This is a genomic window from Szabonella alba, from assembly GCF_016765775.1.
GTDB lineage: Bacteria > Pseudomonadota > Alphaproteobacteria > Rhodobacterales > Rhodobacteraceae > Szabonella > Szabonella alba.
Genome location: NZ_JAESVN010000002.1, coordinates 474,541 through 497,442, shown reverse-complemented (window position 1 = coordinate 497,442; position 22,902 = coordinate 474,541). Strand labels below are relative to the sequence as shown.

At 62.2% G+C, this 22,902-nt stretch carries 21 protein-coding genes and 1 other annotated feature; of the genes, 3 read left to right on the top strand and 18 right to left on the bottom strand.

Annotated features, from left to right (window positions below; translation table 11 throughout):
- Nucleotides 1-130: 130 nt before the first annotated feature.
- A complete protein-coding gene (locus tag JL811_RS06815) occupies nucleotides 131-2,257 on the bottom strand; it encodes a PAS domain-containing hybrid sensor histidine kinase/response regulator (RefSeq protein ID WP_202687733.1) in 2,127 nt (708 codons plus the stop codon).
- A 370-nt stretch (nucleotides 2,258-2,627) separates the two neighbouring features.
- Between JL811_RS06815 and JL811_RS06810 the strand changes: the two genes are divergently transcribed.
- Nucleotides 2,628-5,015: a PAS domain-containing protein gene (locus JL811_RS06810; protein WP_202687732.1), complete on the top strand. Its 2,388-nt coding sequence runs from the start codon at nucleotides 2,628-2,630 to the stop codon at nucleotides 5,013-5,015.
- 188 nt (nucleotides 5,016-5,203) lie between these two features.
- Here the strand turns inward: JL811_RS06810 and JL811_RS06805 are convergent, their stop codons facing one another.
- The 3 genes from JL811_RS06805 to JL811_RS06795 form a co-directional block, all read right to left on the bottom strand.
- Nucleotides 5,204-5,977: a response regulator transcription factor gene (locus tag JL811_RS06805; protein WP_202687731.1), complete on the bottom strand. Its 774-nt coding sequence runs from the start codon at nucleotides 5,975-5,977 to the stop codon at nucleotides 5,204-5,206.
- A gap of 84 nt (nucleotides 5,978-6,061) precedes the next feature.
- The gene (locus JL811_RS06800; RefSeq protein ID WP_202687730.1) at nucleotides 6,062-6,337 is read right to left on the bottom strand and encodes a hypothetical protein; all 276 of its coding nucleotides are present in this window, start codon (nucleotides 6,335-6,337) and stop codon (nucleotides 6,062-6,064) included.
- Nucleotides 6,338-6,689: 352 nt separating this feature from the next.
- Entirely contained in the window at nucleotides 6,690-9,602 is a 2,913-nt protein-coding gene (locus JL811_RS06795) for a PAS domain-containing protein (protein ID WP_202687729.1), read from the bottom strand.
- 347 nt (nucleotides 9,603-9,949) lie between these two features.
- Here JL811_RS06795 and JL811_RS06790 point away from each other — a divergent pair, with 347 nt between their 5' ends.
- Both JL811_RS06790 and JL811_RS06785 read left to right on the top strand, forming a co-directional pair.
- The gene (locus tag JL811_RS06790) at nucleotides 9,950-10,951 is read left to right on the top strand and encodes a GSCFA domain-containing protein (RefSeq protein ID WP_202687728.1); all 1,002 of its coding nucleotides are present in this window, start codon (nucleotides 9,950-9,952) and stop codon (nucleotides 10,949-10,951) included.
- 70 nt (nucleotides 10,952-11,021) lie between these two features.
- Nucleotides 11,022-11,687 carry a hypothetical protein gene (locus JL811_RS06785; RefSeq protein WP_202687727.1) on the top strand — a complete coding sequence of 222 codons (666 nt, stop codon included), beginning with the start codon at nucleotides 11,022-11,024 and terminating at the stop codon, nucleotides 11,685-11,687.
- Between the two features lie 121 nt (nucleotides 11,688-11,808).
- Here the strand turns inward: JL811_RS06785 and arsJ are convergent, their stop codons facing one another.
- The 14 genes from arsJ to JL811_RS06715 form a co-directional block, all read right to left on the bottom strand.
- A complete protein-coding gene (arsJ, locus tag JL811_RS06780) occupies nucleotides 11,809-13,056 on the bottom strand; it encodes an organoarsenical effux MFS transporter ArsJ (protein WP_202687726.1) in 1,248 nt (415 codons plus the stop codon).
- 72 nt (nucleotides 13,057-13,128) lie between these two features.
- The gene (locus JL811_RS06775; protein ID WP_202687725.1) at nucleotides 13,129-14,136 is read right to left on the bottom strand and encodes an ArsJ-associated glyceraldehyde-3-phosphate dehydrogenase; all 1,008 of its coding nucleotides are present in this window, start codon (nucleotides 14,134-14,136) and stop codon (nucleotides 13,129-13,131) included.
- A gap of 3 nt (nucleotides 14,137-14,139) precedes the next feature.
- Nucleotides 14,140-14,994: an arsenate reductase/protein-tyrosine-phosphatase family protein gene (locus JL811_RS06770; RefSeq protein ID WP_202687724.1), complete on the bottom strand. Its 855-nt coding sequence runs from the start codon at nucleotides 14,992-14,994 to the stop codon at nucleotides 14,140-14,142.
- A gap of 60 nt (nucleotides 14,995-15,054) precedes the next feature.
- Nucleotides 15,055-15,771: an arsenical resistance protein ArsH gene (gene arsH / locus JL811_RS06765; protein WP_273542482.1), complete on the bottom strand. Its 717-nt coding sequence runs from the start codon at nucleotides 15,769-15,771 to the stop codon at nucleotides 15,055-15,057.
- On the bottom strand, nucleotides 15,764-15,934 hold the full coding sequence (locus JL811_RS06760; RefSeq protein ID WP_202687723.1) for a thioredoxin domain-containing protein: 171 nt from the start codon (nucleotides 15,932-15,934) through the stop codon (nucleotides 15,764-15,766). The genes arsH and JL811_RS06760 overlap by 8 nt, the downstream gene beginning before the upstream one ends.
- Nucleotides 15,931-16,950 carry an ACR3 family arsenite efflux transporter gene (arsB, locus tag JL811_RS06755; RefSeq protein ID WP_202687722.1) on the bottom strand — a complete coding sequence of 340 codons (1,020 nt, stop codon included), beginning with the start codon at nucleotides 16,948-16,950 and terminating at the stop codon, nucleotides 15,931-15,933. The genes JL811_RS06760 and arsB overlap by 4 nt, the downstream gene beginning before the upstream one ends.
- Complete coding sequence (locus JL811_RS06750; protein ID WP_202687721.1) at nucleotides 16,947-17,267, bottom strand: ArsR/SmtB family transcription factor; 321 nt, start codon at nucleotides 17,265-17,267, stop codon at nucleotides 16,947-16,949. Before JL811_RS06750 ends, arsB begins: the two co-directional genes overlap by 4 nt.
- A gap of 86 nt (nucleotides 17,268-17,353) precedes the next feature.
- Nucleotides 17,354-18,217: a universal stress protein gene (locus JL811_RS06745; RefSeq protein ID WP_202687720.1), complete on the bottom strand. Its 864-nt coding sequence runs from the start codon at nucleotides 18,215-18,217 to the stop codon at nucleotides 17,354-17,356.
- Between the two features lie 11 nt (nucleotides 18,218-18,228).
- Entirely contained in the window at nucleotides 18,229-19,719 is a 1,491-nt protein-coding gene (locus JL811_RS06740) for a SulP family inorganic anion transporter (protein WP_202687908.1), read from the bottom strand.
- 71 nt (nucleotides 19,720-19,790) lie between these two features.
- Nucleotides 19,791-19,848, bottom strand: a sequence feature (sul1 is cis-regulatory element that is thought to sense ions involved in sulfur or methionine metabolism; They are found in Alphaproteobacteria).
- A 166-nt stretch (nucleotides 19,849-20,014) separates the two neighbouring features.
- Nucleotides 20,015-21,007: an energy transducer TonB gene (locus JL811_RS06735; RefSeq protein ID WP_202687719.1), complete on the bottom strand. Its 993-nt coding sequence runs from the start codon at nucleotides 21,005-21,007 to the stop codon at nucleotides 20,015-20,017.
- The gene (locus JL811_RS06730; RefSeq protein WP_202687718.1) at nucleotides 21,004-21,393 is read right to left on the bottom strand and encodes an ExbD/TolR family protein; all 390 of its coding nucleotides are present in this window, start codon (nucleotides 21,391-21,393) and stop codon (nucleotides 21,004-21,006) included. The genes JL811_RS06735 and JL811_RS06730 overlap by 4 nt, the downstream gene beginning before the upstream one ends.
- Before the next feature lie 4 nt (nucleotides 21,394-21,397).
- On the bottom strand, nucleotides 21,398-21,778 hold the full coding sequence (locus tag JL811_RS06725) for a biopolymer transporter ExbD (RefSeq protein ID WP_202687717.1): 381 nt from the start codon (nucleotides 21,776-21,778) through the stop codon (nucleotides 21,398-21,400).
- Nucleotides 21,771-22,466, bottom strand: a complete 696-nt coding sequence (locus JL811_RS06720; protein WP_202687716.1) for a MotA/TolQ/ExbB proton channel family protein — start codon at nucleotides 22,464-22,466, stop codon at nucleotides 21,771-21,773. The genes JL811_RS06725 and JL811_RS06720 overlap by 8 nt, the downstream gene beginning before the upstream one ends.
- A complete protein-coding gene (locus JL811_RS06715; protein ID WP_202687715.1) occupies nucleotides 22,463-22,900 on the bottom strand; it encodes a hypothetical protein in 438 nt (145 codons plus the stop codon). The genes JL811_RS06720 and JL811_RS06715 overlap by 4 nt, the downstream gene beginning before the upstream one ends.
- Between the last annotated feature and the right edge of the window lie 2 nt (nucleotides 22,901-22,902).

The window sequence follows — 22,902 nt, the reverse complement described above, 5'->3', positions numbered from 1 at the left end:
GATACACCCGCAAGGTCTTGGCTCAAAGCAATAAATTCAGCACCCTTGCGCCTGAACTGTTGCGCGAACAGAAAAGGCAGGCGCAGTCTGCGGATCAATGCCGCCTGAACGGCATCAATGACGGAATTATCTACTCGGACAGAATGCGCGCAACCTTTGCAGCAAGTTCAATGCGGCGATAGGGTTTGCTCAGCAGCTCCACATCCGGGTCAAGACGTCCCTGATGGACAATCACATCCTCGGAATATCCCGAGGTGAACAGAACCCGCAGCGACGGATCCCTCAGCAGGGCCTGATCGGCAAGCTGCCGCCCGTTCATTCCGCCGGGCATGATGATATCGGTGAACAGCAGGTCGAATTTGCCGGCCCCGTCCAGCAGGGCAATGGCGCCAATGGCGGACGGTGCGGCCTCGACCTCATAGCCCAGACTTTGCAATTGCATCACCACATGTTCCCGGACGATTTCGTCATCTTCCACCACAAGGATCCGACCTGAGGCATTGTGATACTGGCTGGGAACCGGCTCTCGCAGGGTTTCGACGACCTGCGAATCCGTGGCAGTCGGGAAATACAGCCGGACCTTTGTGCCCTGCCCCGGTATTGACCGGATCCGGGCATGACCATTGGATTGTTTGACAAAGCCCCATACCATGGCAAGTCCCATCCCCGAGCCCTTTCCGGGTGCTTTTGTTGTAAAGAAAGGTTCGAATGCGCGCTCAACAACCTCGGGCGGCATTCCATGTCCGTTATCACGGACTTCGATCATTACGAAGTTTCCGACATTTTTGCCTTCAAGATGCTGTTCATCCTGATCATCCAGCACAAGATTGCGGATCTCTATGCCCAGTTTGCCGCCCGCAGGCATCGCGTCGCGGGCATTGATGACCAGATTGAGAACCGCATTCTCGAACTGGCCCGGATCGACCTCGATATCCTGTGCCATCGGATCTGCGATGAATTCGATCTCGATATCCTCATTGATCGTGCGCTGGATCAGCCCCTGCAGAGAATTCAGCAGCTTGCCCGGCTCCAACTGTCTGGGCGCCAATGGCTGCTTGCGCGCAAAGGCCAGCAGACGATTGGTCAGGTTTGCGCCGCGTTCGGCGGCCAGCATCGTGGTTTCCGCAAGCCGCTGCATCTTGGCGTCATGCGCGGTCATCTCGGACAGGATTTCCGCATTGCCCAGAATGATCGTCAGCAGATTGTTGAAATCATGGGCGATGCCACCGGTCAGCTGGCCGATGGCTTCCATCTTCTGCGACTGGCGCAGCTTGCGTTCCAGATCGCGCAGGCGCGTCACATCTGTGGTGCTGCCGACCATCCGGATCGGCTGGCCCGCCTCATCGCGCAGCAACAGCGCGCGGTCCACAACTTCCATGACGCGGCCATCGGCGCAGATCAGGCGGTATTCCGCACCCCAGTGACTGCCTGCCCCCTCCATCACCGCCTGCAGCCCGCCCAGCACGTTTTCGCGATCCTCGGGATGGACCCAGCGATCCCATGCCTCAAGGTCGCGGCTCAGTTCGGCCGGATCATAACCATAGACATCCTGCAGCGCGTCATTCCACCAGATCCGGCCGGATCTGAGGTCCGCATCCCAGATCAGATCATTGGTGGCGCGGCTCAGCAGTCGGAACCGTTCTTCATTGACGCGCAGTTCATCGGCCCGTCGAAGGGAAGCCTCAACCTCGGCCATATGCCGGATCTCGGCATCGCGATTGCGCGCGTAAAGGCCGACACACAGCACGAATGCGACGAAACTGGCCAGAAAGGTCACGATCGCATCGAATTCCTCGATATCGAAATCCCCGGCCAGATGGATCATCACAACCGTGACGATCGGCAAAGGCCCCAGTCGGATCAACAGGTCGATGGGTCTTTTGTAAAAGCCCATATTTGTGAAGTAGTGGAAGATCACCAGCGGAAAGAACCACGGCAGATAGGGAAGCGTGCGCAGCAGGCTTCCACTCTGATTGAAGGCGACAATCGAACCCGCATTCAGGTGAAACACGAAAAAGATGCCCAGCAAGCCTGCGATCACCCCGCTTGCAATCTTAGGTTGCAATAGAGCAACAACCAGCAGACCCCCTGTCACAATCATGCAAAACCCGACAATCAGGGCCTCCACACCCGCAACAACGCCGGCCATAATTCCGAAAGCCACACCGAAGACCGAGCCCAGAAAACTGATCGCAAGCGCAAGCAGCAAGGCGTATCTGGCCTGCCGGTCGCGGTGCTTTGCCGGTGTGGCACTCATCGGAGCCATGTTTTCATGCGCTTTCTGCCGGAACGCCCCCAAAACCTAAGCCCACCCTGCCGGTCGGGAATGCGTACTGAGTCTATTTTACCAAGTTTACGAGACCGTGACTTCCAGTGGCGACAGATCCGATGCGAACCCGACAAGCCGACGACCCTTTCGCGTGGAAGGAACCATCAGCCTGTGGTTGATCCATATCCAAAACTTTGTGTCGATAATGTCGCCTTGGAGTTGCTAATGTGTCAGAGGCAGGATTAATGTGCAATGAGGGCATTGTAACCGGATAAGTGGAGTCCTGTGCGGACTGACAGGGATCGGGCAGGGTTCGGCGCGTCATCCTGCGGCCCCGAAAAGAATCAGGCTGGAAAACATGAGAAGTGCGATAGACGGGATTATCTGGAGGGCCGACGCCGACACTCTCAGGTTCAGTCACATCGATGGAAGTGTAGAAGAGATTCTGGGCTTCACGGCTGAAAATTGGCTGGAACAGACGGATTTCTGGCAGTCACGACTGCATCCGGATGATGCCGTGCGGGTGATGGAAACCAGCCTTGCGGCGCGCAGGGCACGCCAGCCGCACAGGCTCAGCTACCGCATGATTGCCGCCGATGGCCGCGTCGTCTGGCTTCAGGACAATGTGAAGGTCATTCTGGAAGAGGACCGCGCGACGCTTTGCGGTATCATGATCGACGTGACGGAACTGGCGACGCAGCGGCAGGATCCGATGACGGTGGCCGACCAGAACGCCCGCTATCGCACGCTTTATGATCTCGTACCCGTCGCGATATGGGAAGAGGACTGGGCCGGGGTGCTGGACCTGCTGCGCGATCTGCGCGACCGGGGCCTTCGGGATATTCATGACCATGCGGCGCAGGAGCCCGGATTCGTGGATCAGGTTCTGCAACACCTGAACGTGATTTCCGTCAACCGGGCCGCGGTCGAGATGTTTCGCGCAGACTCCCCCGAAGAGTTGATACGCCGCAGTTCCGAGGTGTTTCTGGCCGACCGGCCGCATTCTGTGCTGCTGACTGCCCTGGACTGCATCCTGAACGGAAAGACCGAGATCGAGGGCGTGAACATTCTGCGCCGCCTGAATGGCGAAGCGGTGCATGTGATGTATCGCATCTCGCTTCCGCATATCGAGGACAGGGCCGCCCGTGTCGTGATCTGCGAAATGGATGTCACGGCTGAACATATCTCGCAGGAGCGGTTCGAGGCGGTCTCGCGTGCCTCATCCGATGTGATCTGGGATTTCGATATCGCCAAGGACACGCTCTGGGCCAGCGAGGGCTTGCTGCGGACATTCGGGCTTGATCCGGCCAGCATGTTTCACGGGCTTGCGAACTGGACCTCCCGGATTCATCCGCAGGACATCGACGGGGTGATGGCCAATTACGATGAAATTCTGACCAATGGTGAAATTGATTGGAACCAGACCTATCGGTTCCAGCGCGCCGATGGCACCTATGCGGTGGTGCGCGATGTCGGATCAGTTCTGCACGATGAAACCGGGCGGGTCGTCCGGATGCTGGGAAGTCTGAGCGACATTACCGATCAGACCGACATGGAAGAGCGGCTGCATCAATCGCAGAAACTTGAGGCGATCGGACAGCTGACCGGCGGGATCGCGCATGATTTCAACAATCTTCTGACGGTCATTCTGGGCAGCGCCGAGGAACTTGAGGAACAGCTTGAACAGGCGCCGCGCCTGCGCAAACTGGCCGAGATGATCGCAAGCGCGGCCGAGCGGGGGTCTGAACTGACCAACAGATTGCTGGCCTTTGCGCGCAAACAGGCCCTTGAACCAAGACTTCTTGATCTGAGCGGGCATGTGCTGGGAATGGAGGGCCTGTTGCGGCGGACCCTTCCCGAACATATCGACATCCGGATTTCCGTTCCGGAAGCCCCGGCGCAGACGCGGGTCGATCCCGGCGCGCTGGAATCCGCATTGCTCAACCTTGCGCTGAATGCGCGCGATGCAATGCCGGACGGGGGTGTGTTGGCGATAATGGTCGACAATGTGACACTTGATACCGAGGATCTGGACCTGAAACCGGGGCAGACCGGCTGCAATCATGTGATGATCTCGGTCACAGACACCGGATCGGGCATTCCCGAAGACGTGCTGGACCGGATCTTTGAACCGTTCTTCACCACCAAGGATGTCGGCAAGGGCTCCGGTCTGGGGCTGAGCATGGTCTATGGTTTCGTCAAGCAATCCGGAGGCCAGATCCGGGCGGAATCCGAGCTTGGCAAAGGCACGTCGATGATGCTGTTCTTTCCACGCTCAGACATCGCCGAGAAAAGCCGCGATGCCAGGACAGAGCCCCGGAACGCGGCAGGTGGCAGCGAAACAATCCTTGTGGTCGAGGATGATGCACTTGTGCGCCAGAACCTGACCGATCAGTTGCGCAGTCTGGGCTATCGCGTCCTGACTGCGGCGACAGCGCCCGAGGCTCTCGATATCATTTGCAAAATATCCAAGATTGACCTTCTGTTCACCGATATCGTGATGCCGGGCGGCATGGACGGGCTGCAACTTGCCAGGGCGGCCAGATCGCTTTGCCCGAAATTGCAGGTGCTTTTCACATCGGGATATCCCGAGCATTCGGCTTCGGATTCAGATTGCAGCACTCTGCTGGGCGACCTGCTGGGCAAACCCTATCGCCGGTTCGAGGTGGCCTCGACCGTGCGCAGATCCTTGGCGCGCATCCACGCCCCCGCCCAGCTGACCGCGCAGAACTGCCCCCCAAACTGACCGCACCGAACTTTCCCTGAGGCATTGCGCCTGACCGACCGGTCAGACCGCCCCCCGGTCAAGCGGGCGGTTGCCCATTTCGCGGCGTTCCGGCGACCAGGGACTGATCGGCAGGGCCCCGCTGCCGCGACAGCGAAAAGCCCTGCGGGCGGAGCCGCAGGGCAGGTGGATTACCGTTTGCAGGTTTCTCAGGCGTGGAAGCTTGCTTCCTGCATGGTGACGCTGTCGCGCGTGGCGGCGACTTTCAGTCTCTGTTTCTCTTCCGGAACATTGTAACGATATCCCAGACTGTAGACCGCCTGAATGCAATTGAAGGACGGGTCAATCTCACGGATCTTGGAACGGATGCGCTTGATATGGCTGTCGATCGAGCGGTCATCGACATAGCCTTCATCATCATGGATCACGTCGATCAGCGAGTCCCGCTGCCGCACGATGCCGGGGCGCGAGGCCAGCGACGACAGCAGACGGAATTCCGAAATCGTCAGCGGCAGCGCCTGCCCGCGCCACATCGCCACGAAACGGTCCGGCTCCATCACCAGATCACCGGCTTGGATCTGGCGCTGCATCTGGTTGCCCGGCTGCGCAAGATCGGTCAGCGCCTGATGCCGTTTCAGAAGCGACTTGACCCATTCGCACAGCAGATGCTGCGAGATCGGCTGACGCAGCACCGCGTCGGCGCCCAACCGCAGGCCCATGATCTCGTCAATCTCTTCCGAGCTTTCGGTCAGCAGGATGACCGGCGCGGTCGATTTGTTGCGGATCCGCTGCATCAGTTGCAATCCATCCAGCGACTCATCGCTCATGTTCAGCAAGATCGCCGAGGGAGCCGACCAGTTCAGCGCGTTGAGCGCAGGCCCGGTGCTGCGGAACACTTCGACGGCGAAACCCGCAGTTTCAAGGACCGTGCGGCAGTTCTTCGTGAACTCGGCATCACGATGGATAACGTAGATTTTCTTCATTTTTCCCAACCCATTTTTAGTTCCCAAGGATCCTGGTGGTCCTTGCAGGAATGCCCCCCGGCAATTTGCCCTTCCGGACGGTCGTCAGTATGCAAGCGTCTGTTGCACCGATGCCGGATTGACCGGCGGCATCGGGCGCATTTTCGGAATGACCTGCGTGTTCGGCATCACCATCATCGCGGGCGTCAGCTCAAACCGCAGGATGTCAGCGCCCTTGTTGCGGCGGGCCAGCGCCACGATGCGGCCCTGACGTGCCTTTTCGGCCATCGAGGGCGCCTTGGCGGCTTTCGCCTCTTCGTTGAGCAAGTGAAGACGACGTGCGACGACATATTCGCGGCTTGACCGGGCTTTATCCATCATTTTGTCCTGCATTTTTTTCTCCACTTGATCCGGCACTGGATGCCGACCGCGCCATTTCCGTTCCGATCCGCAGGTTCGGGGCCGCTGCTCCGCCGTCTTTCCTGCCTACGAAGAAATGATTAACCGTGATATCTGCAAAGCATTCGCCGCAGATGTGTAGAAATGTGGAGGTATTTGGTTTGCATTTCCCGCAGCGATGCATATCGGGAAAACAGGCATCGCCTGACGGCCGCAGCCAGTTCAGGACGGAGCCTCATTGCCTTTGCGATAAGCCGGACAATAGCCCGCACCATGTCGCAATAATGTCGGAACCGGGTCGGCCCGCGCGGGGCGATCTGTCCGGATGACGCGGTTACATCGCAGGCTTTGTCAGCAGATTCTGCATACGCTCAACAATATCCGAGCGGCGATAGGGTTTTTTCAGGAAATCAATCCTGTCCTGCAGACCGCCGGACAGAATCTCGATATCATCGGTAAAGCCCGATACCAGCAAGATGGGCGTCTCGATACCCGAATCCCGCAGGGTTCTTGCAAATTCCACGCCATTCATTCCGCCCGGCATCACGATATCCGAAATGATAATGTCGAAATGCTGCCCGGCTTCGATCAGCGCAAGCGCCTCATGCGGAATGATGGTGGCTGTAACCTCATGGCCCATCGACTGAAGAAGCGCGACAAGATGCTCGCGCACCAGAGATTCATCCTCGACCACAAGAACGGCGGCGCTTGCCATGCCATGTTCCGCAGGTTTTGCATCTGTCGCGATGATTTCGGTTGATTCCGGCTCGATGGCAGGCAGATAGAACGAGATGGACGTACCGGCCCCCGGTGCGCTTTCGACACGCAGATGACCGCGCGACTGTTTCACGAAACCGTAAACCATGGGCAGGCCCAGACCGCTGCCCTTGCCTGCCGGCTTGGTCGTGAAAAAGGGTTCGAACATCCATGCCCGCACATCGGCGGACATTCCGGTGCCGGTATCGGACACGGTGATCTCGACATACCGGCCAGCCTGTGGTTGTTCGAAATCGCCCTTCTGCCAGGACCCGTCCAGCACCCGGTTCCGGGTTGATATGGTCAGCCTGCCGCCCGAGGGCATCGCATCGCGGGCGTTCACACAAAGATTGAGTAATGCGCTTTCAAACATCGGCTGGTCGATGGACGCGAAATGCGCATCCGGTGCCAGATCCAGTTCAAGGTGGATCGCGGGCGTCAGTGACCGGTGCAGAAGCGTATGTGTTCTGCCGATGACAGCGTTCAGATCGGTCGGTTTCGGCACCAGCGCCTGCTGACGCGAGAAGCCCAGCAGATGCGCCGTCAGTTCCGACGCGCGATCAGCGGCCTGATCGATATTCTCGACCATCCGCCGCTCTGGCGTGCCCTCGGGATGATAGTCCAGCAGGAATTCCGCATTCCCGATGATGATTGCCAGAATATTGTTGAAATCATGGGCAATCCCGCCGGTCAGGCGGCCCACAGCCTCCATCCGCTGCGACCGGCGCAGGCGTTCCTCCAGCGATTTCTGTTCCGAAAGGTCGGTCATGTTACCGATTACCCGGACAGCCTTGCCCGACAGATCCCGCACGATCACCGCGTTTTCGCGGACCGGAACGAATTCGCCCGCGAACTTGCGGAAGCGATATTCATGCGACCATTCCGCGCCATCGGTGTCAATCGCCCGGTCCATCTCGGCCACAACCCTGTCGCGGTCCTCGGCATGGACATTCTCGATCCAGAAGCTTCGCGGATGCCCCTCATGAAAAGGTGGATATCCGAAATGCTGCGACAGGCCGTTGCTGACCCAGACATGATCGGCCGCAATATCACGTTCATAGATCACATCGCTGGTGGCCTGCGCGATGGTGCGGAACCGGTGCTCGGCCTGAATCTGATCGGTCAGATCCATCTCGACCACCAGCAGGCGCGAACTTGTGGGCGTGGCCCGGATGATCCGCAGCAGGATGTCGTGGGATTTGCCGTCTGCGTCCGTGATCGTCCGCTGGCTTTCATAGTATGTATCATCTGCGAAAAGGGCGCAAAGATGATCGGCGAAATCCGGACGCAGCGCCGGATCCGCCCCGAAGGTGGCAAGCCGTTCGGCAAGCGCGTCGACCGAGGCGACACGATGCACCGAAAGCGCCGCCTGATTGACGCCGACAATCCTGATCTTGCGGATCATTTCCACAACGAAATCCGGATTGTCATCAATCCATGACCGGAAATCGACCAGACCGCCGCGTTTCAGGGCCGCCAGGTCTTCCAGCACGACCGAGACATCCTCTTCCCAGACCGAGACGGGCATCAGATCGAACAGCGACCGGTACCGCTCTTCGCTTTGTTGCAGCAATTCGCGGTCTCTGGTGGCCGACAATGCCAGAAAGACGAATTCGGAAAGCCGCCGCGCGGTCATGATCTCGGCATTGGACAACTGGAACGGCTTGAGAAAATGCAAGGCCAGCGTGGCCACGCTGTTTCCGGCCTCATCCAGAACCGGGCAGGAAATCGACGACCGCAGCCCATAGGTGAAGGCCAGTTCACGGCAGTCTTCCCACAGCGGATCTGTCAGCGTATCCTCGACGATGACCAGTTCGCGCCGGTATGCGGCGGTTCCGCAGGACCCCGCCTTTGCGCCGACAGGCATGCCCTTGCAGGCGTCGATAAACGCGGCCGGCATGCTGATCGAGAACCCCTCGCCGATAAATCCATCCGGCGCGATATGGGTAATCACGGTGCGGGCATCGGGCAGCAGGTCCTCGATCTTGTGGCAGATCAGGGTAAAGATCTGCTGCAATGTGCCGCCCGTGCCGATTGCGCGCAGAATCTCACTCTCGATCTTGCGGAATTTCAGCTCAAAGGCGCGCTCATTCTCGGCGTCCCGCAGGCTTTGAATATCGGTCACGGTGCCGAACCAGCGAACGATCTGGCCATCCGGCGAAAGCTGCGCGCGGGCACTGACCAGATTGGCCCGCCAGCTTTGGGTCTGTTGGGACCAGACCCGCAGTTCTGTCGTGTAACTATGGGCCGCCTCACGCGACCGGACCCAGCTTTCCGCCAGCTTGCCGCGATCATCGGGATGAACCGCCTCGACCCAGCCATGTTGCGCATTCAACGCATCCGAGAACCCGGTATATTGCTCAAATTCCCGGCTGAACCAATCGACCCATCCCCCGGGCTGTGCCGTCCAGACGATATGGGGCAGCGACTGCACCATATCGGCATGGGAGGGCTCTTCCGGCTGAAAGTTGCGGGAACTGGGGGTAATCATGGGACGGGACTCCGGCGCTGCGGCTCTGCTTCGGGCAGCGATTTCAGCGATTCGCTGCGACTTCCCGATCATTACCAGACGGATGAAAGGCCCGATCAGGCCCGTTCAAGTCAATAAAAACCGGCAATTTGAACAAACTTGCAAATCTTGCAACTTCCGGTTTTGTCGGATTGGGCCAGGGTTATCTGGATGCCCCGGCGCATCCCGGACACCGCATCCTGACATCAAGACTGCGGCACAGCCCCGATCATCACGGCGCGCGACGGGGTTGCCTGACGCCGGCAATCTGCGCTTAATGGCTCCCGGCAACGGATCCGGCTGACCAGCCAAGATTCTCGGAGACATGTGTGAGTAAGAGTCCGTATCAGTCCCTGCCAGCGCAGGCATTCTGGCGCAGTGCCGTCGCCGAGGCAGGCCTCTTCGGTCTTGCCGATCTTTGGAAATCCCCCTGGATCCTTCCTGCGGATGCGGTTTTTGTCACCTATGGTTCCTGCTTTGCGCAGCATATCAGCCGCGCCCTGCTGTCACGCAAGCTGAACTGGCTGAATGCCGAACCGGCACCCGGCGGCACCTCCGATGGACTGGCCCGGAAATACAATTACGGGATCTTCTCGGCCCGCACCGGCAATATCTATACTGCGGCCCAGATGCTGACATGGGCGCGGCTCGCCGCCGGACTGGATCAGGCAGACTCGGTCGAACTCTGGACCGATGCGCAAGGCTACGTTCACGACCTTTTGCGCCCGAAGATCGAGCCGCAGGGCTTCGCCGACGCATCGGCGGCCCATGCCTCTGTTGAATCGACACGCCGCGCCTTCCTGCGTTCGGTGCGCGACAGCGATGTGTTCGTCTTCACGCTGGGGCTGACCGAAGGCTGGGTCAATCTGGAAACCGGTCGCAGCTATGCGATCTGCCCCGGAACCTCGGTCGGAACCTTCAACCCGGACATCCACGCCTTCCGGAACTACAGCTATCCCGAGATAATGGCGGATCTGGAAACGGCGTTCGATCTGTTGCGCGGGATCAATCCTGATCTGAAGATCCTGCTGACGGTTTCCCCCGTCCCGCTGGTCGCCTCTGCCTCGGGCCATCATGTGCTGACGGCGACGCAATATTCCAAATCGGTGCTGCGCGCGGTCGCAGGCGATCTGGCACAGCATGCCGGCCATATCGATTACTTTCCATCCTATGAGATCATCGCCGCCCCATCCGGTCGCGGCACTTTCTTTGAGCCGAACATGCGGTCAGTCGCGCAGCAGGGCGTCGATTTCGTGATGTCACATTTCTTCAGGGGCCTGAATGTTTCGGGCCCTGCACGACCTTCCGGCCCGGATGCCGCAACTTTGTAAATCGAGCGTTCCAAGGCAGAAATGACTGCTGAAGACCTTGTTTGTGAAGAACTCCTGCTGGATCGATTCAATGGGCATTGATCTCATCATTCTGGGCGACAGCCACAGTCGTGCGCTTGCCGAGGGGGCCCGCAATCTTGGCCTGAATATCCGTGACGTGACCTTTTCCGGCGCGCTTTGGCACAGCGGGCGTTTCCGCTATGGAAAGTCCGGTCTGGTTCTGGGCGCGGTGGGTACAGCGAATGCGGCGATGGCATCACTTCAGAAAGAACTGGGCCTGTCCGACATCCTGAAGGCGGGTATTCCCGTCCTGACGACCATGGGCTTTCATCTGGGGCGGCTTGTCCCCCCCTTCGGATGGCACAATCACTGTGCCGAGGCCGGGGACCTGCACCAGTACGGTCAGGCACTTCATGCCTCGGCGGGTTTTCTTCATGACTATGTCGATGCGTTCCGCGCCAAACATCTGAAAGTTTTGCGGCAGCTCAGCAAGAGCAGAACGCTCATCGTTGTGGCGCCCCCTGTGACCTTCTCGCGGGCAAATTATTCGGTGTTCCGGGATCATATCAAACAACGCCTGATCGGCGCGGGTGTGACGCTGTTCGATCCGATGGAGGACCTCGCGGGCGGGGACGGCGTCCTGCCTGCGGATCTGATTGCAAGCGACGGAACGCATGCAAACAGTCTTTATGGCGCGCGTGTCATCGAGGCATTGCAGCGCAGGGCGATGATCTGACGCCGGGCGGGCACGGGCCGTGCCCCTCCCCTGATCCGATCCGGCCATCGACCGCCCCCGCTTGCAAAGCGTCGTCAGGGATGCAGTCAAGGCAAGCCATATCGGGGATACGGCGCAGCGTTCAGACCGTGCCAAGCCGCCGCGCCGCCAGCCAGCTGGCCAGCGCCATCACCCCCGCCGTCGCAAGGCATAAAGGCAGACCGCCGACCTGATAGCTGAGCCCCGACAGAAGCGTGCCGATCAAGCGCCCCGAGGCATTGGCCATGTAGTAGAATCCCACATCCCGCGTGATCCGTTCAGCCGATCCATAGGCCAGGATCAGATAGGAATGAACCGAGGAATTCACCGCAAAGACGAAACCAAAGACCAGCAGCCCGCCGATCAGTGTGGCCGTCAGCCATGGCGCGGGATCCCCCGCCATCCATGCCGCCCCCGCCAGCAGAAAGGGAACGGGAACCAGAAACCCGGCCCAGAGGATCGCCTTGCGTGTGGTCTCGGCCTCGGACTGCGCCCGGCCGCCAAGGATACGGGGCGCGGCGGCCTGCACTGCGCCATAGGCGATGATCCAGAGCGCGAGGAAACTGCCGATCAGAAAAAACGCCTCACGCCGCCCCTCGGGTGTGCCATCGGACAGAACCGCCTGAAAATAGACCGGGATGCCGACGACGAACCACACGTCCCGCGCGCCGAAGAGGAACATCCGCGCAAGGCTGAGCCGGTTGACGCGGCGATCCTTCGACCGCCAGCCGCCCCAGGCCTCATCCGATTTCATCCGTCCCGGCAGACCTGCGGGCAGAAATACGACCACCGCCGTCAGGATCACCGCCAAGACCCCGGCCATGCCCCAGACCGCCGTCTGAAACCCCGCCAGCGCCAGAAGGGCGGCGCCAAGGAAGAAGCCGCAGCCCTTGACCGCGTTCTTCGACCCGGTCAGGGCCGAGACCCAGCGAAACAGTCCGCCATTCTCCTGCGGGGCCAGAAGCTTCACTGCGGATTTTGACGACATCTTGGCCAGATCCTTGGCCACACCCGAAACGCCCTGCACCGCCATGACGAAGGCGACCGAGGCGGCGATGCCCCAGCCCGGATCCAGTTGCGCCAGCGCCACCAGCGCGCCGATCTGCAAGGCCAACCCGCCGTAAAGTGTTGCGGCAAGACCGAACCGCGCCGCCAGCCAGCCCGCGGCCAGATTGGTCACGATCCCCGCAACCTCATAAAGCAGGAACAGCCATGCCAGTTGGATCGGGGAAAAGCCAAGACTGTTGAAATGCAGCAGCACCAGCATGCGCAGCGCGCCATCGGACAGCATGAAGGCCCAATAGGCCGCCGTGACGGCAGCATAGGCGCGGATGGGGTTGGGTGCGGACATCTTGGCTCCTGCCGGGGCAACCGGGGGGCCAGCCCCCCGGACCCCCCGGGATATTTGGCGACAGAAAAAGGATCAGAGCGTTGCCGCGATCATCCGGGTGATATCGGCCAAACGGCAGGCATAGCCCCATTCATTGTCATACCAGGCGTAGATCTTCACCTGTGTGCCGTTGATCACCATGGTCGAGGGCCCGTCGATGATGGCCGAACGCGGATCATTGGTGAAATCGCACGAGACCAGCGCACGGGATTCAAAGCCCAGAATGCCCTTCAGCGGGCCGTCTGCAGCGGCGCGGAACAGGGCATTGACCTCTTCCACCGTGGTTTCACGGTCCAGTTCGAAGACGCAATCGGTCAGCGAGGCATTGAGCAGCGGCACGCGCACAGCATGGCCGTTCAGGCGCCCCTTCAACTCGGGATAGATCAGTGTGATCGCGGTGGCGCTGCCGGTGGTGGTGGGGATCAGGTTCATCAGGGCCGACCGGGCGCGGCGCATGTCCTTGGCCGGGCGGTCGACGATGGTCTGGGTATTGGTCACGTCATGGATCGTGGTGATCGAACCATGACGGATACCAAGATTTTCATGGATGACCTTCACCACCGGGGCAAGGCAGTTGGTGGTGCAACTGGCCGCCGTCACAAGGGCCTGCGTACCGTCATAGAGATGATGGTTGACGCCGTAGACAAGGTTCAGCGCCCCACCATCCTTGACGGGGGCCGAGACCACGACCTTCTTCACCCCGGCGGCATAATAGGGCGCAACCTTGGCAGCGGTCTTGAAGACGCCGGTGCAGTCGATCACCAGATCGACGCCCAGTTCGGCCAGCGGCAGTGCTTCGATGGTCTTTTCATGGGTCAGGCGGATGGTCTGCCCGTTCAGCACCAGCGCGCCCTGCCCCGCCGCCACCGGCGTGCGCCAGCGGCCATGGACTGAATCGAATTCCATCAGCAGCGCATGCTGTTCGGCATCGCCCACCGGATCGTTCAGCAGCACAAGATCCCCGCCCGCGCCACTGTCGATCAGGTCGCGCAGCACCAGTTTTCCGATCCGGCCAAGGCCGTTCAAGGCGATACGGGGCATGGGTCAGACCTTTCTGTCGGTTTCGGTGGCGATGGCATCAACCGAGGCTTGCAGCGACATCCGGCTGAGGCTTTCGAACGGCAGTTCGACAAAGGCCATGATCCGGCGGCGCAGCGCGGCATAGGTCTGGGCAAAGACCAGCGCCTTTTCGGCATCCGTGCCGGTGGCCTTGACCGGGTCGGGCAGGCCCCAATGGCCGGTGATCGGCTGCCCCGGCCAGGGCGGGCATTCCTCGGCGGCAGAGGTGTCGCAAACGGTGAACACGAAATCCATCACGATGGACTCCGGTTGCTGGAACTCAGAAATATGCTTGGAGCGCAGGCCTGCAATGTCATGGCCGTTGCGCTGCAGGATCTCCAGCGCGAAGGGGTTCAGCTCGGTATTGGGGCGCGTTCCGGCGGAAAAGGCCTGAAACCGCCCCTTGCCCAGATCGCGCAGCAGCGCCTCGGCAAAGATCGAGCGCGCGGAATTGCCCGAGCAGATGAACAGCACGTCGAAATCGGTATCACGGGAAGGGGTCGTCATCGGAGAGGCATCCTTTTGAAAGCCAAGCAGCGGGGCAAGAAGGTCAGGCCGGGCGCGGCCCACATCGAGGGCGAGATAGCCGATCAGACCTTCGGCGGTTTCAAGATCGACGGCATAGAACAGCGATCGTCCCTGCCGCGTGACCCCGACAAGGCCCGAGGCGGTCAGGTCGGCCAGATGATGCGACAGGGTGTTCTGTTTCAGGTCAAGCGCCCCCGCAATCTCGGTCGGGCGCACGCCTTGCGGGGCAAAACGCATCAGCAGGCGAAACACCGCCAGCCGACCGGGATGACCAAGGGTTGCAAAAGCATGGGCGGCGCGATTCTGTTCCATATTTCCTGAATAACGGAACTAAAATTACAGGTCCAATGAAGCTTTCATGACAGGGCGGCGTCAGGTCGCCTGCGACAGGTTCACCCGGTCCATCAGCGCCGCCGCCGTCTCCTTGCGCTCGGAATAGCGGTCCACCAGATATCCGGACCGGTCCCGCGTCAGCAGGGTGAATTTCATCAACTCCTCCATCACATCCACGATGCGGTCATAAAGCGGTGAGGGGCGCATGCGCCCGGCCTCATCGAATTCCTGAAACGCCTTGGGAATCGAGGACTGGTTGGGGATGGTCAGCATCCGCATCCAGCGGCCCAGCACGCGCATCTGGTTCACCGCATTGAAGCTTTGCGACCCGCCCGACACCTGCATCACCGCCAGCACCTTGCCCTGCGTGGGCCGCACGGCACCTTCCGACAGCGGGATCCAGTCCACTTGCGTTTTCATCAGCCCGGTCATCGCGCCATGACGTTCGGGGGAGGACCAGACCATCCCTTCGCACCAGGCGACCAGATCGCGCAATTCGCGTACCTTGGGGTGGCTGGCATCGGTGCCGTCATCGACCAGCGGCAGGCCAGACGGGTGAAAGAACCGCACCTCAGCCCCCAGCCGGGTCAGGATGCGCCCGGCCTCCTCGGCCGAAAGCCGTGAAAAGCTGCGGTCGCGCAGTGATCCGTACAGGATGAGGATACGCGGCGCATGGCCGGATGCGGCGCCCAGCCGGACCGGATCGGGGCCGGGCAGCAGGTCGTCGTCGATATGGGGCGTGTCATGGTCAGGCAAGGCGCTTTCCTTTCGCAAGAAGGTCCTGCAAATGCGGGCGGGTCCAGCCTTGGGCCAGATCGTCGATCACGACGGGCGCGGAACCCGCCGCCCGCAGGATCGCCAGATCAATGCGCAGGGTGCCGCAACCGGGATTGTGGCGGATGACATCGGGAACGCTCATGCCGGGAACCTGTCGCGGGTGCGGTTGGCATAGGCGACCAGCGACAGCATCACAGGCACCTCGACCAGCACGCCGACGACCGTGGCCAGCGCCGCGCCCGAGTTCAGTCCGAACAGACCGATGGCCACGGCAACCGCCAGTTCAAAGAAATTCGACGTGCCGATCAGCGCGCAGGGGGCGGCCACCCGATGCGGCAGCCGCCACGCCCAGGCCCAGGCATAACCCAGCGCGAAGATGCCATAGGACTGGATCACGATGGGCACGGCAATCAGCGCGATCAGCAGCGGCTGCGCGATGATCACCTGTCCCTGAAAGCCGAAGAGCAGCACCACGGTCAGCAGAAGCCCGATGACCGACACAGGCTTGATCCGCGCGGTGAAATCCTCGACCGCCGAAAGCCCGCCCCGCGCCATCAGCACCCGACGCGTCAGCGCACCTGCGATCAGCGGAATCACGATATAGAGCACCACCGACAGGATCAGCGTTTCCCACGGCACCGAAATATCGGTGACCCCCAGCAGAAAGGCCACGATGGGCGCGAAGGCCACGACCATGATCAGGTCATTCACCGAGACCTGAACCAGCGTGTAATTCGGATCCCCCTTCGTCAGTTGCGACCAGACAAAGACCATCGCCGTGCAGGGCGCCGCCCCCAGAAGGATCAGCCCGGCGATATATTCCGGCGCACGGGCCGGGTCGATCAGCCCGGCAAAGACATGGTTGAAGAACAGCACCGCCAGTGCTGCCATGGTGAAGGGCTTCACCAGCCAGTTGATGACCAGCGTGATCACCAGCCCCCGGGGCCGCTTGCCCACATCCTTGAGCGCGCCGAAATCAATGGCGATCATCATCGGCCAGACCATCGCCCAGATCAGCAGGGCAACAACCAGATTGACCGAGGCATATTCCAGCCCGGCCAGCGCGCCGAACAGGCCGGGCACCAGATTGCCCAGCACCAGCCCCGCCAGAATGCACAGCGCAACCCAAAGCGTCAGCCAGCGTTCAAACAGGCTCATGTCATTTCCCTTGCGGCAGGGGCGCAACAGGCCCCATCTGGCGGCGGGGTCAGACCGGAGATGAATCCGGTCAGCGGGGTCAGCGCCTCGGGGTTCAGGGCATAGCAGATGCGCGGGCCGTCAATCTCTCCCGTGATGATCCCGGCGGATTTGAGGATGCGCAGATGTTCGGACACGGTCGATTGCGCCAGCCCCACCGCATCAACAATCGTGCCGCCGATGCAGCCGGGCGTATCGCGCAACAGCGCCAGAATGCGCAGCCGCGCCGGATGGGCCAAGGCGCGGGCAAGATCGGCAAGCTGGATTTCCTGAGACATGCGGCACCTTTCAAATCGTTGATCGTCGATAAACGATTTGCAGGCCCGGGACAAGGTGCCGTGCCACCCGCGCAGGGCCGTCACTGTCAGCGGATCAGGACGACCGGCACCTTGCAGGACCGGATCATCGCGGTCGTGGTCGATCCGATGATCAGGCTGCGGATACGCGAATGGCCATAAGCCCCCATGACCAGCAGATCGAAGGGCGTATCCTCGACCAGTTTGCCCAGCACGGCTTCGGGCTGGCCCGGCAGGATGGCGGTATCGGCTTCCAGCCCCGCCGCCTGCAGCACGGAACAGGCCTCGGCCAGCGCCTGCTGCGCTTCGGGCGTGTCATGGCCCACCGTGACCAGTTGCAGCACCAGGCCCTGAAACAGCGTGCTGCGGGCAATGTGATCCACCGCGCGCCGCGCCGATGCGCCGCCGTCAAAGGCCACCAGCACCCGCGTGATCGGCCGGAAGGCGCGCGAGGCCACGAAAACCGGCTTGCGGCTGGCGCGCACCACACGTTCAAGGTTTGATCCCAGATGCCCCCTGGCGAAATCCGCCGCCTCGCCCCGCTTGCCGATCAGGACAACGCGGGCCTCGGCCTCGACCTCGGCCAGCGCCTCGATCATGTCGCCATGGCGCAGGCGCGTGGTGACCCCGGCCACGCCCGCCCGGTCCAGAATGGCGCGGGCGTCCTCAAGAATCGCGCGGCCGCGCTGGCCCACCAGTTTCGCGCGCTGCGCATCCAGTTCGGCCAGTTCCTCCAGCAGGGCACTGCGCGCGCCCAGGGCGATGGCCCCGGACAGATCCTGCTTTTCCGGGGCCTCGCGGCGGCCCAGCACATGGATCAGCTCAACCGGTGCCCCGGTGCGGGAGGCCAGCCATGCGGCATGGTCACAGACGCTGGCCGAATAGGCCGACCCGTCCACCAGTGCGACAATCTTTTGCGGCTGTTCGGTCATGTCATCCTCCCTCAATGCGCCATCAGCTTGTCCATCGCACCGGGCTTGTCATGCAGGGCAAGCCGGTCAACGAGGGTTTCCGAGGCTTCGTTCATGCCGATGATCTCAACCTCCGCCCCGTCGCGGCGGAATTTCAGCACCGCCATGTCCAGCGCCTGCACCGATGAGATATCCCAGATATGCGCGCGGCTGACATCAATGATGACCTTGTCCACCGCCTCCTTGAAGTCGAAAGCCGCCATGAAATCCTCGACCGAGCCATAGAACAACTGGCCCTCGATGACATAGCTGCGCACCCTGCCATCGGGGGTGATGCTGCCGGACACCTTGAACAGTTGCGCGATTTTTCCGGCAAAGAAGATGCCTGACAGCAGCACGCCCACCAGCACGCCAATGGCAAGGTTATGGGTCCAGACCACGGTCACCACCGTCGCGATCATCACTATGGAAGACGACCTCGGGTGGGTCTTCAGGCTTTTCAGCGATGACCAAGAGAACGTGCCGATTGAGACCATGATCATGATCGCGACCAGCGCGGGCATCGGGATCTGCGCCACCCATTCGCCCAGAAACACCACCATGATCAGCAGCACCACACCGGCGGTGAAACACGAAAGCCGCCCCCGGCCGCCGGATTTCACGTTGATCATGCTCTGCCCGATCATCGCGCAGCCCGCCATGCCGCCGATGAACCCGGTGGCGGTATTGGCGATGCCCTGTCCGATACATTCCTGATTGCGGTCGGATTTCGTGTCGGTCAGTTCATCGACCAGATTCTGCGTCATCAGGCTTTCCAGAAGGCCCACCACCGCAATCGCCAGCGCATAGGGCAGGATGATCCACAGCGTTTCCAGCGTCAGCGGGATCTGCGGGATCAGGAAGACCGGCAGTGTATCGGGCAATGCGCCCATATCGCCCACCGTGCGCACATCCCAGCCGAAGGTCATGGCCAGCGCGGTCAGCACGACGATGGTGACCAGCGGCGAGGGAATTGCCCTGGTCACCAGCGGAAACAGATAGATGATCGCCAGCCCCGCGGCGACCAGCACATAGGTCAGCCATGTCACCGCGCCCGGGTCGAGTTCAGGCAGTTGTGCCATGAAGATCAGGATGGCCAGCGCATTGACGAAACCGGTCATCACCGATTTCGACACATAGCGCATGACGAAGCCCAGCCGCAGCAGGCCCATGGCAATCTGGATCATCCCGGTCAGCACGGTCGCTGCCAGCAGATATTCCAGCCCGTGATCGCGCACCAGCGTGACCATCAGAACCGCCGTGGCGGCGGTGGCGGCGGAAATCATCCCGGGCCGGCCGCCGGTAAAGGCGATCAGCACCGCGATGGAAAAGCTGGCATAAAGCCCCACCTTGGGGTCGACGCCCGCAATGATGGAAAAGGCGATGGCTTCGGGGATAAGCGCCAGCGCCACGACCAGCCCGGACAGCAGGTCACCCCGGATATTGCCGAACCATTGGGTCCGGTAGGCATCAAGTGAAATCATCTGGATCCGTTCCTGACCGATCAGCGCCCCTTCGGGGCCGCATGTCGGTATCATGTCTTCTGCATGGGTTCGGTTGTCCGGCGGATCGGCGGCCGGAAGAGCCAGCCGGGAATTGCACCCGGCTCCTTGTTCGCTGACCCCGGCATACGGCCATTGCCCCCGAAAGCCAAGCCGATGATGCCGCAATCGCGGAATGAACGGATTTACTGTGTTTTTGCCGGTTGCAACAGAGTCAGTCGCGACAGGGCGCGATCGTCAGAACGCGCGCCCTGCCCTCGACGATCAGGCGGCAGGCTCAGCGCCCGGTGATTTCAACCGACAGGTTGCGCGGCGCCCCGGCGGGGGGGGGCGGGAAGGGGGCGGCGCGACGAATATGGTCCAGCGCCTGCGCGTCCAGCTTGGCACTGCCCGAGCTTTGCACGATTGCCACCCGACCCAATGCGCCACTATCGGCAATGACGAAACCTACCACGGCGCGTCCGCGTTCGGCGCTGCGCGCCTTGCGGGTGCGGGCAATCTTGCGCATCACATCCTGCCCGTATTTCGCCGCCGCCCGGGCCGAACCGCCATTGCCCGGCGCGGGTTGCGCGGCGGCGGCGGTCTGGCTGCGTCCAGTTTCGGTGCCTTGCGTGCTGCCGCGCCGCGCCGACTGCTGGGCATTGCCCGCCGGGGCGGGTCTGGGCTTGGCCTGCGGTTGTGGTTCGGTCCGGGTTTCCGCCTGTCGCTGGGGACTTGTCTCGGACCGGGTCTTGGGCCGGGCCTCGGGCCGCGCCCGTGGGCGGGTCGAAGGCGCGTCGACAAGCGCCATGTCCGCCTCGGGCGGCGGATCAACCCGGCGCAGCGCCTCGGGCGGGGGGGCGGCCTCGGCCCTCTCGGCCGGGGCTGCGGGGCGCAGCGGTTCAACGGCAAGCGGCTGCACGGTTTCAACCGGGCGTTCCGGCATCGCCTCGGGGGTGACCGGCGCCAGCGCGGCAACCTGCGGCAGGGCGGCGGTCCGCCGCGTGTCCGTCACCGGCTGCTGCGTCTCGGCGGGGGTTGGTGTCAGGGTATGGGGGGCAACCGGGGTGGTCTCTGCGCGGTCGGGTTCGACGGGCACCGCCATGCCTTCGGCCATATCGGCAAAACTGTCGCCCAAGAGCGGCGGCGCATCGGCCTCACCGCCCGCATCCAGCACCGATTGTTCTGGCGCGATCCGCAACAGCGCCGCCGCATGCAGCGCGCCGGAAATGCCAAGCGCGGTCAGGGCGACCAGGGCGGACCGGCGGAAAAGCGGGGTCGGGCGAGTCATTGGGCCTGCCCCCGCTCGCCGGTCAGCCGCACCTCGACCGCGCCTGCCGCCTGCAATTCGCGGGCAATGCGGATCAGATCACGCGCAGGCAGATCCCGGTCCGGCATCAGCCGCACGATCCCCGCCGCCTCGGGTGGCAGCGCGCTGACATAGGCGGCAGGATCGACCGCCCGCCCCTGCCCCAGCGTCCGGCCATCGGCGGTGACCGCCAGAACATCGGGCGGCACCACCGGATCGGCCCCGTCCAGTGACACAAGCCGCACATCCGAGGGCGGCGACGGCGCCATCGTGCCCGCAACCAGAAAGAAGGTCAGCATCAGAAACACGACATTGATCAGGGTGATCGTCGGATCGGGCTTGCTGCGAAGGGACGGGACACGGCGCATCAGATCACTCCAGAACCTGAACCTGCGCGCCCGGCAGGCCACGCAGGCGCATCAGAAGATCGGCCAGCCTTTGCGCATGGACCCCGGGGCCAAGGCTGACCAGAACGCGGGCGCCCGTTTCAGGCGACAGGTCGCGGATGCGCTGCACCACGCCCTCCAGCTCTGCCGCTTCGGCATTCACGCTCAGCGCCTCGGGGTCAAGCCGCAGGAAGACCGGCGCCTCGGTCGAGACAGCCGCCCCTGTGCCCGCCGCCGACAGCGGCAGATCGCCTGTGCGGGTAAAGGTCGTGGTCAGCATGAAGAACAGCAGCAGCAGAAAGATCACGTCAATCAGGGACGTGACCGACAGCCTGCGCCTGCGGAAGGGAACCGCGCGGTCAGCCATTCCCGGCCATTCCCGCCGATGCGGCAACCGGGGCCTTGGCCATGGCCTGCCCGGTCTCGGGCAGGGCGGGACCACAAAGCGTTTCCACCATCAGATCGGCGACACGCCGTTCCGCCGCAATCCGCGCCTCAAAGGCCGACAGGATCAGCGAGACCGGCATCGCGATGGCCAGACCGACCGCGGTGGTCATCAAGGCAACCCAGATCCCGCCCGCCAGAATTGACGGGTCCACGGATGCCCCGGCACCCTGCAATGCGCGGAATGCCTCGATCATGCCCAGAACCGTGCCGAACAGCCCCAGCAACGGCGCGACCTGTGAAATCGCGTCCAGCATGCGAAGTCCGCCTTCGGCCCGCCCGATCAGCGCATCGCCCTCGGCATGAAGACGTAAGCGCAGTTCGGGGGCCGGATCATTGCTGGCGATCGCCCGCAGCCCTAGTGCTGCCAGCGGTGTGCCCGCCCGCCGCAGCGCGGCCCGGGCCGTGGCGCGGTCGCCGTCATTCAGCGCCGCCAGTGCCTCACGCAGGGCGGCATGACGCCCGATGCCCATATGCGACAGATGCCACAGTTTCCACAGCACCGCCGCACCGGCCAGCACCGACAACGCCAGCAGAACGCCGACGACCCAACCACCCAGTTCGATGAAATCCTGAACCGCGATTGCGGCCTCATGCAGCCAGCCGGTCATCCCGACACCTCCACATCATCATTGCGCGATGTCAGCGACAGTGCCCCGGCACAGGTCTCAGCCGCAAGGCCCTCCCCCTCACAGGGGGTTACGGCATTGACAAGCACCCGTCCCAGCCGCGCGCAATCCAGCCCCGGCAGATCGAATTGCCGCACGCGCGGCCGGCCTGCAGGGGCCGATTGCAGGTCAAGCGACAACAGCCGCTCGACCCCGCCTTCGGGGGTGAAGATCACCGCCTCGATCCCCAGTGCCGCCAGATCGGTGCCCAGACGGTTCTCGACGACGAAGGTCAGGCGGCAGGCCTCGCCCACCGTCTCGGCATCGTTCAGCTCCAGCAGCAATGCGGGGGCCTTGGCGGGACCGTCCCCGTCCGTCTGCGCCCACAAGGGGGGCGCAGCCATCAGGGCAAGAAGGGCGGGGATCAGGCATTTCATGG

What these genes read in the sequence shown, in the direction of transcription:
- JL811_RS06720 (WP_202687716.1), bottom strand. Translation starts at nt 22,466, where the DNA reads ATGACCGGCTGGCTGCATGAGGCCGCAATCGCGGTTCAGGATTTCATC.
- JL811_RS06800 (WP_202687730.1), bottom strand. Translation starts at nt 6,337, where the DNA reads ATGATGGATAAAGCCCGGTCAAGCCGCGAATATGTCGTCGCACGTCGT.
- JL811_RS06775 (WP_202687725.1), bottom strand. Translation starts at nt 14,136, where the DNA reads ATGCCCCGTATCGCCTTGAACGGCCTTGGCCGGATCGGAAAACTGGTG.
- JL811_RS06750 (WP_202687721.1), bottom strand. Translation starts at nt 17,267, where the DNA reads ATGTCTCAGGAAATCCAGCTTGCCGATCTTGCCCGCGCCTTGGCCCAT.
- JL811_RS06795 (WP_202687729.1), bottom strand. Translation starts at nt 9,602, where the DNA reads ATGATTACCCCCAGTTCCCGCAACTTTCAGCCGGAAGAGCCCTCCCAT.
- JL811_RS06770 (WP_202687724.1), bottom strand. Translation starts at nt 14,994, where the DNA reads ATGGAACAGAATCGCGCCGCCCATGCTTTTGCAACCCTTGGTCATCCC.
- JL811_RS06725 (WP_202687717.1), bottom strand. Translation starts at nt 21,778, where the DNA reads ATGGCTGACCGCGCGGTTCCCTTCCGCAGGCGCAGGCTGTCGGTCACG.
- JL811_RS06815 (WP_202687733.1), bottom strand. Translation starts at nt 2,257, where the DNA reads ATGAGTGCCACACCGGCAAAGCACCGCGACCGGCAGGCCAGATACGCC.
- JL811_RS06715 (WP_202687715.1), bottom strand. Translation starts at nt 22,900, where the DNA reads ATGAAATGCCTGATCCCCGCCCTTCTTGCCCTGATGGCTGCGCCCCCC.
- arsJ (WP_202687726.1), bottom strand. Translation starts at nt 13,056, where the DNA reads ATGTCCGCACCCAACCCCATCCGCGCCTATGCTGCCGTCACGGCGGCC.
- JL811_RS06760 (WP_202687723.1), bottom strand. Translation starts at nt 15,934, where the DNA reads ATGAGCGTTCCCGATGTCATCCGCCACAATCCCGGTTGCGGCACCCTG.
- arsB (WP_202687722.1), bottom strand. Translation starts at nt 16,950, where the DNA reads ATGAGCCTGTTTGAACGCTGGCTGACGCTTTGGGTTGCGCTGTGCATT.
- JL811_RS06805 (WP_202687731.1), bottom strand. Translation starts at nt 5,977, where the DNA reads ATGAAGAAAATCTACGTTATCCATCGTGATGCCGAGTTCACGAAGAAC.
- JL811_RS06740 (WP_202687908.1), bottom strand. Translation starts at nt 19,719, where the DNA reads ATGATTTCACTTGATGCCTACCGGACCCAATGGTTCGGCAATATCCGG.
- JL811_RS06730 (WP_202687718.1), bottom strand. Translation starts at nt 21,393, where the DNA reads ATGCGCCGTGTCCCGTCCCTTCGCAGCAAGCCCGATCCGACGATCACC.
- JL811_RS06735 (WP_202687719.1), bottom strand. Translation starts at nt 21,007, where the DNA reads ATGACTCGCCCGACCCCGCTTTTCCGCCGGTCCGCCCTGGTCGCCCTG.
- JL811_RS06745 (WP_202687720.1), bottom strand. Translation starts at nt 18,217, where the DNA reads ATGACCGAACAGCCGCAAAAGATTGTCGCACTGGTGGACGGGTCGGCC.
- JL811_RS06810 (WP_202687732.1), top strand. Translation starts at nt 2,628, where the DNA reads ATGAGAAGTGCGATAGACGGGATTATCTGGAGGGCCGACGCCGACACT.
- JL811_RS06785 (WP_202687727.1), top strand. Translation starts at nt 11,022, where the DNA reads ATGGGCATTGATCTCATCATTCTGGGCGACAGCCACAGTCGTGCGCTT.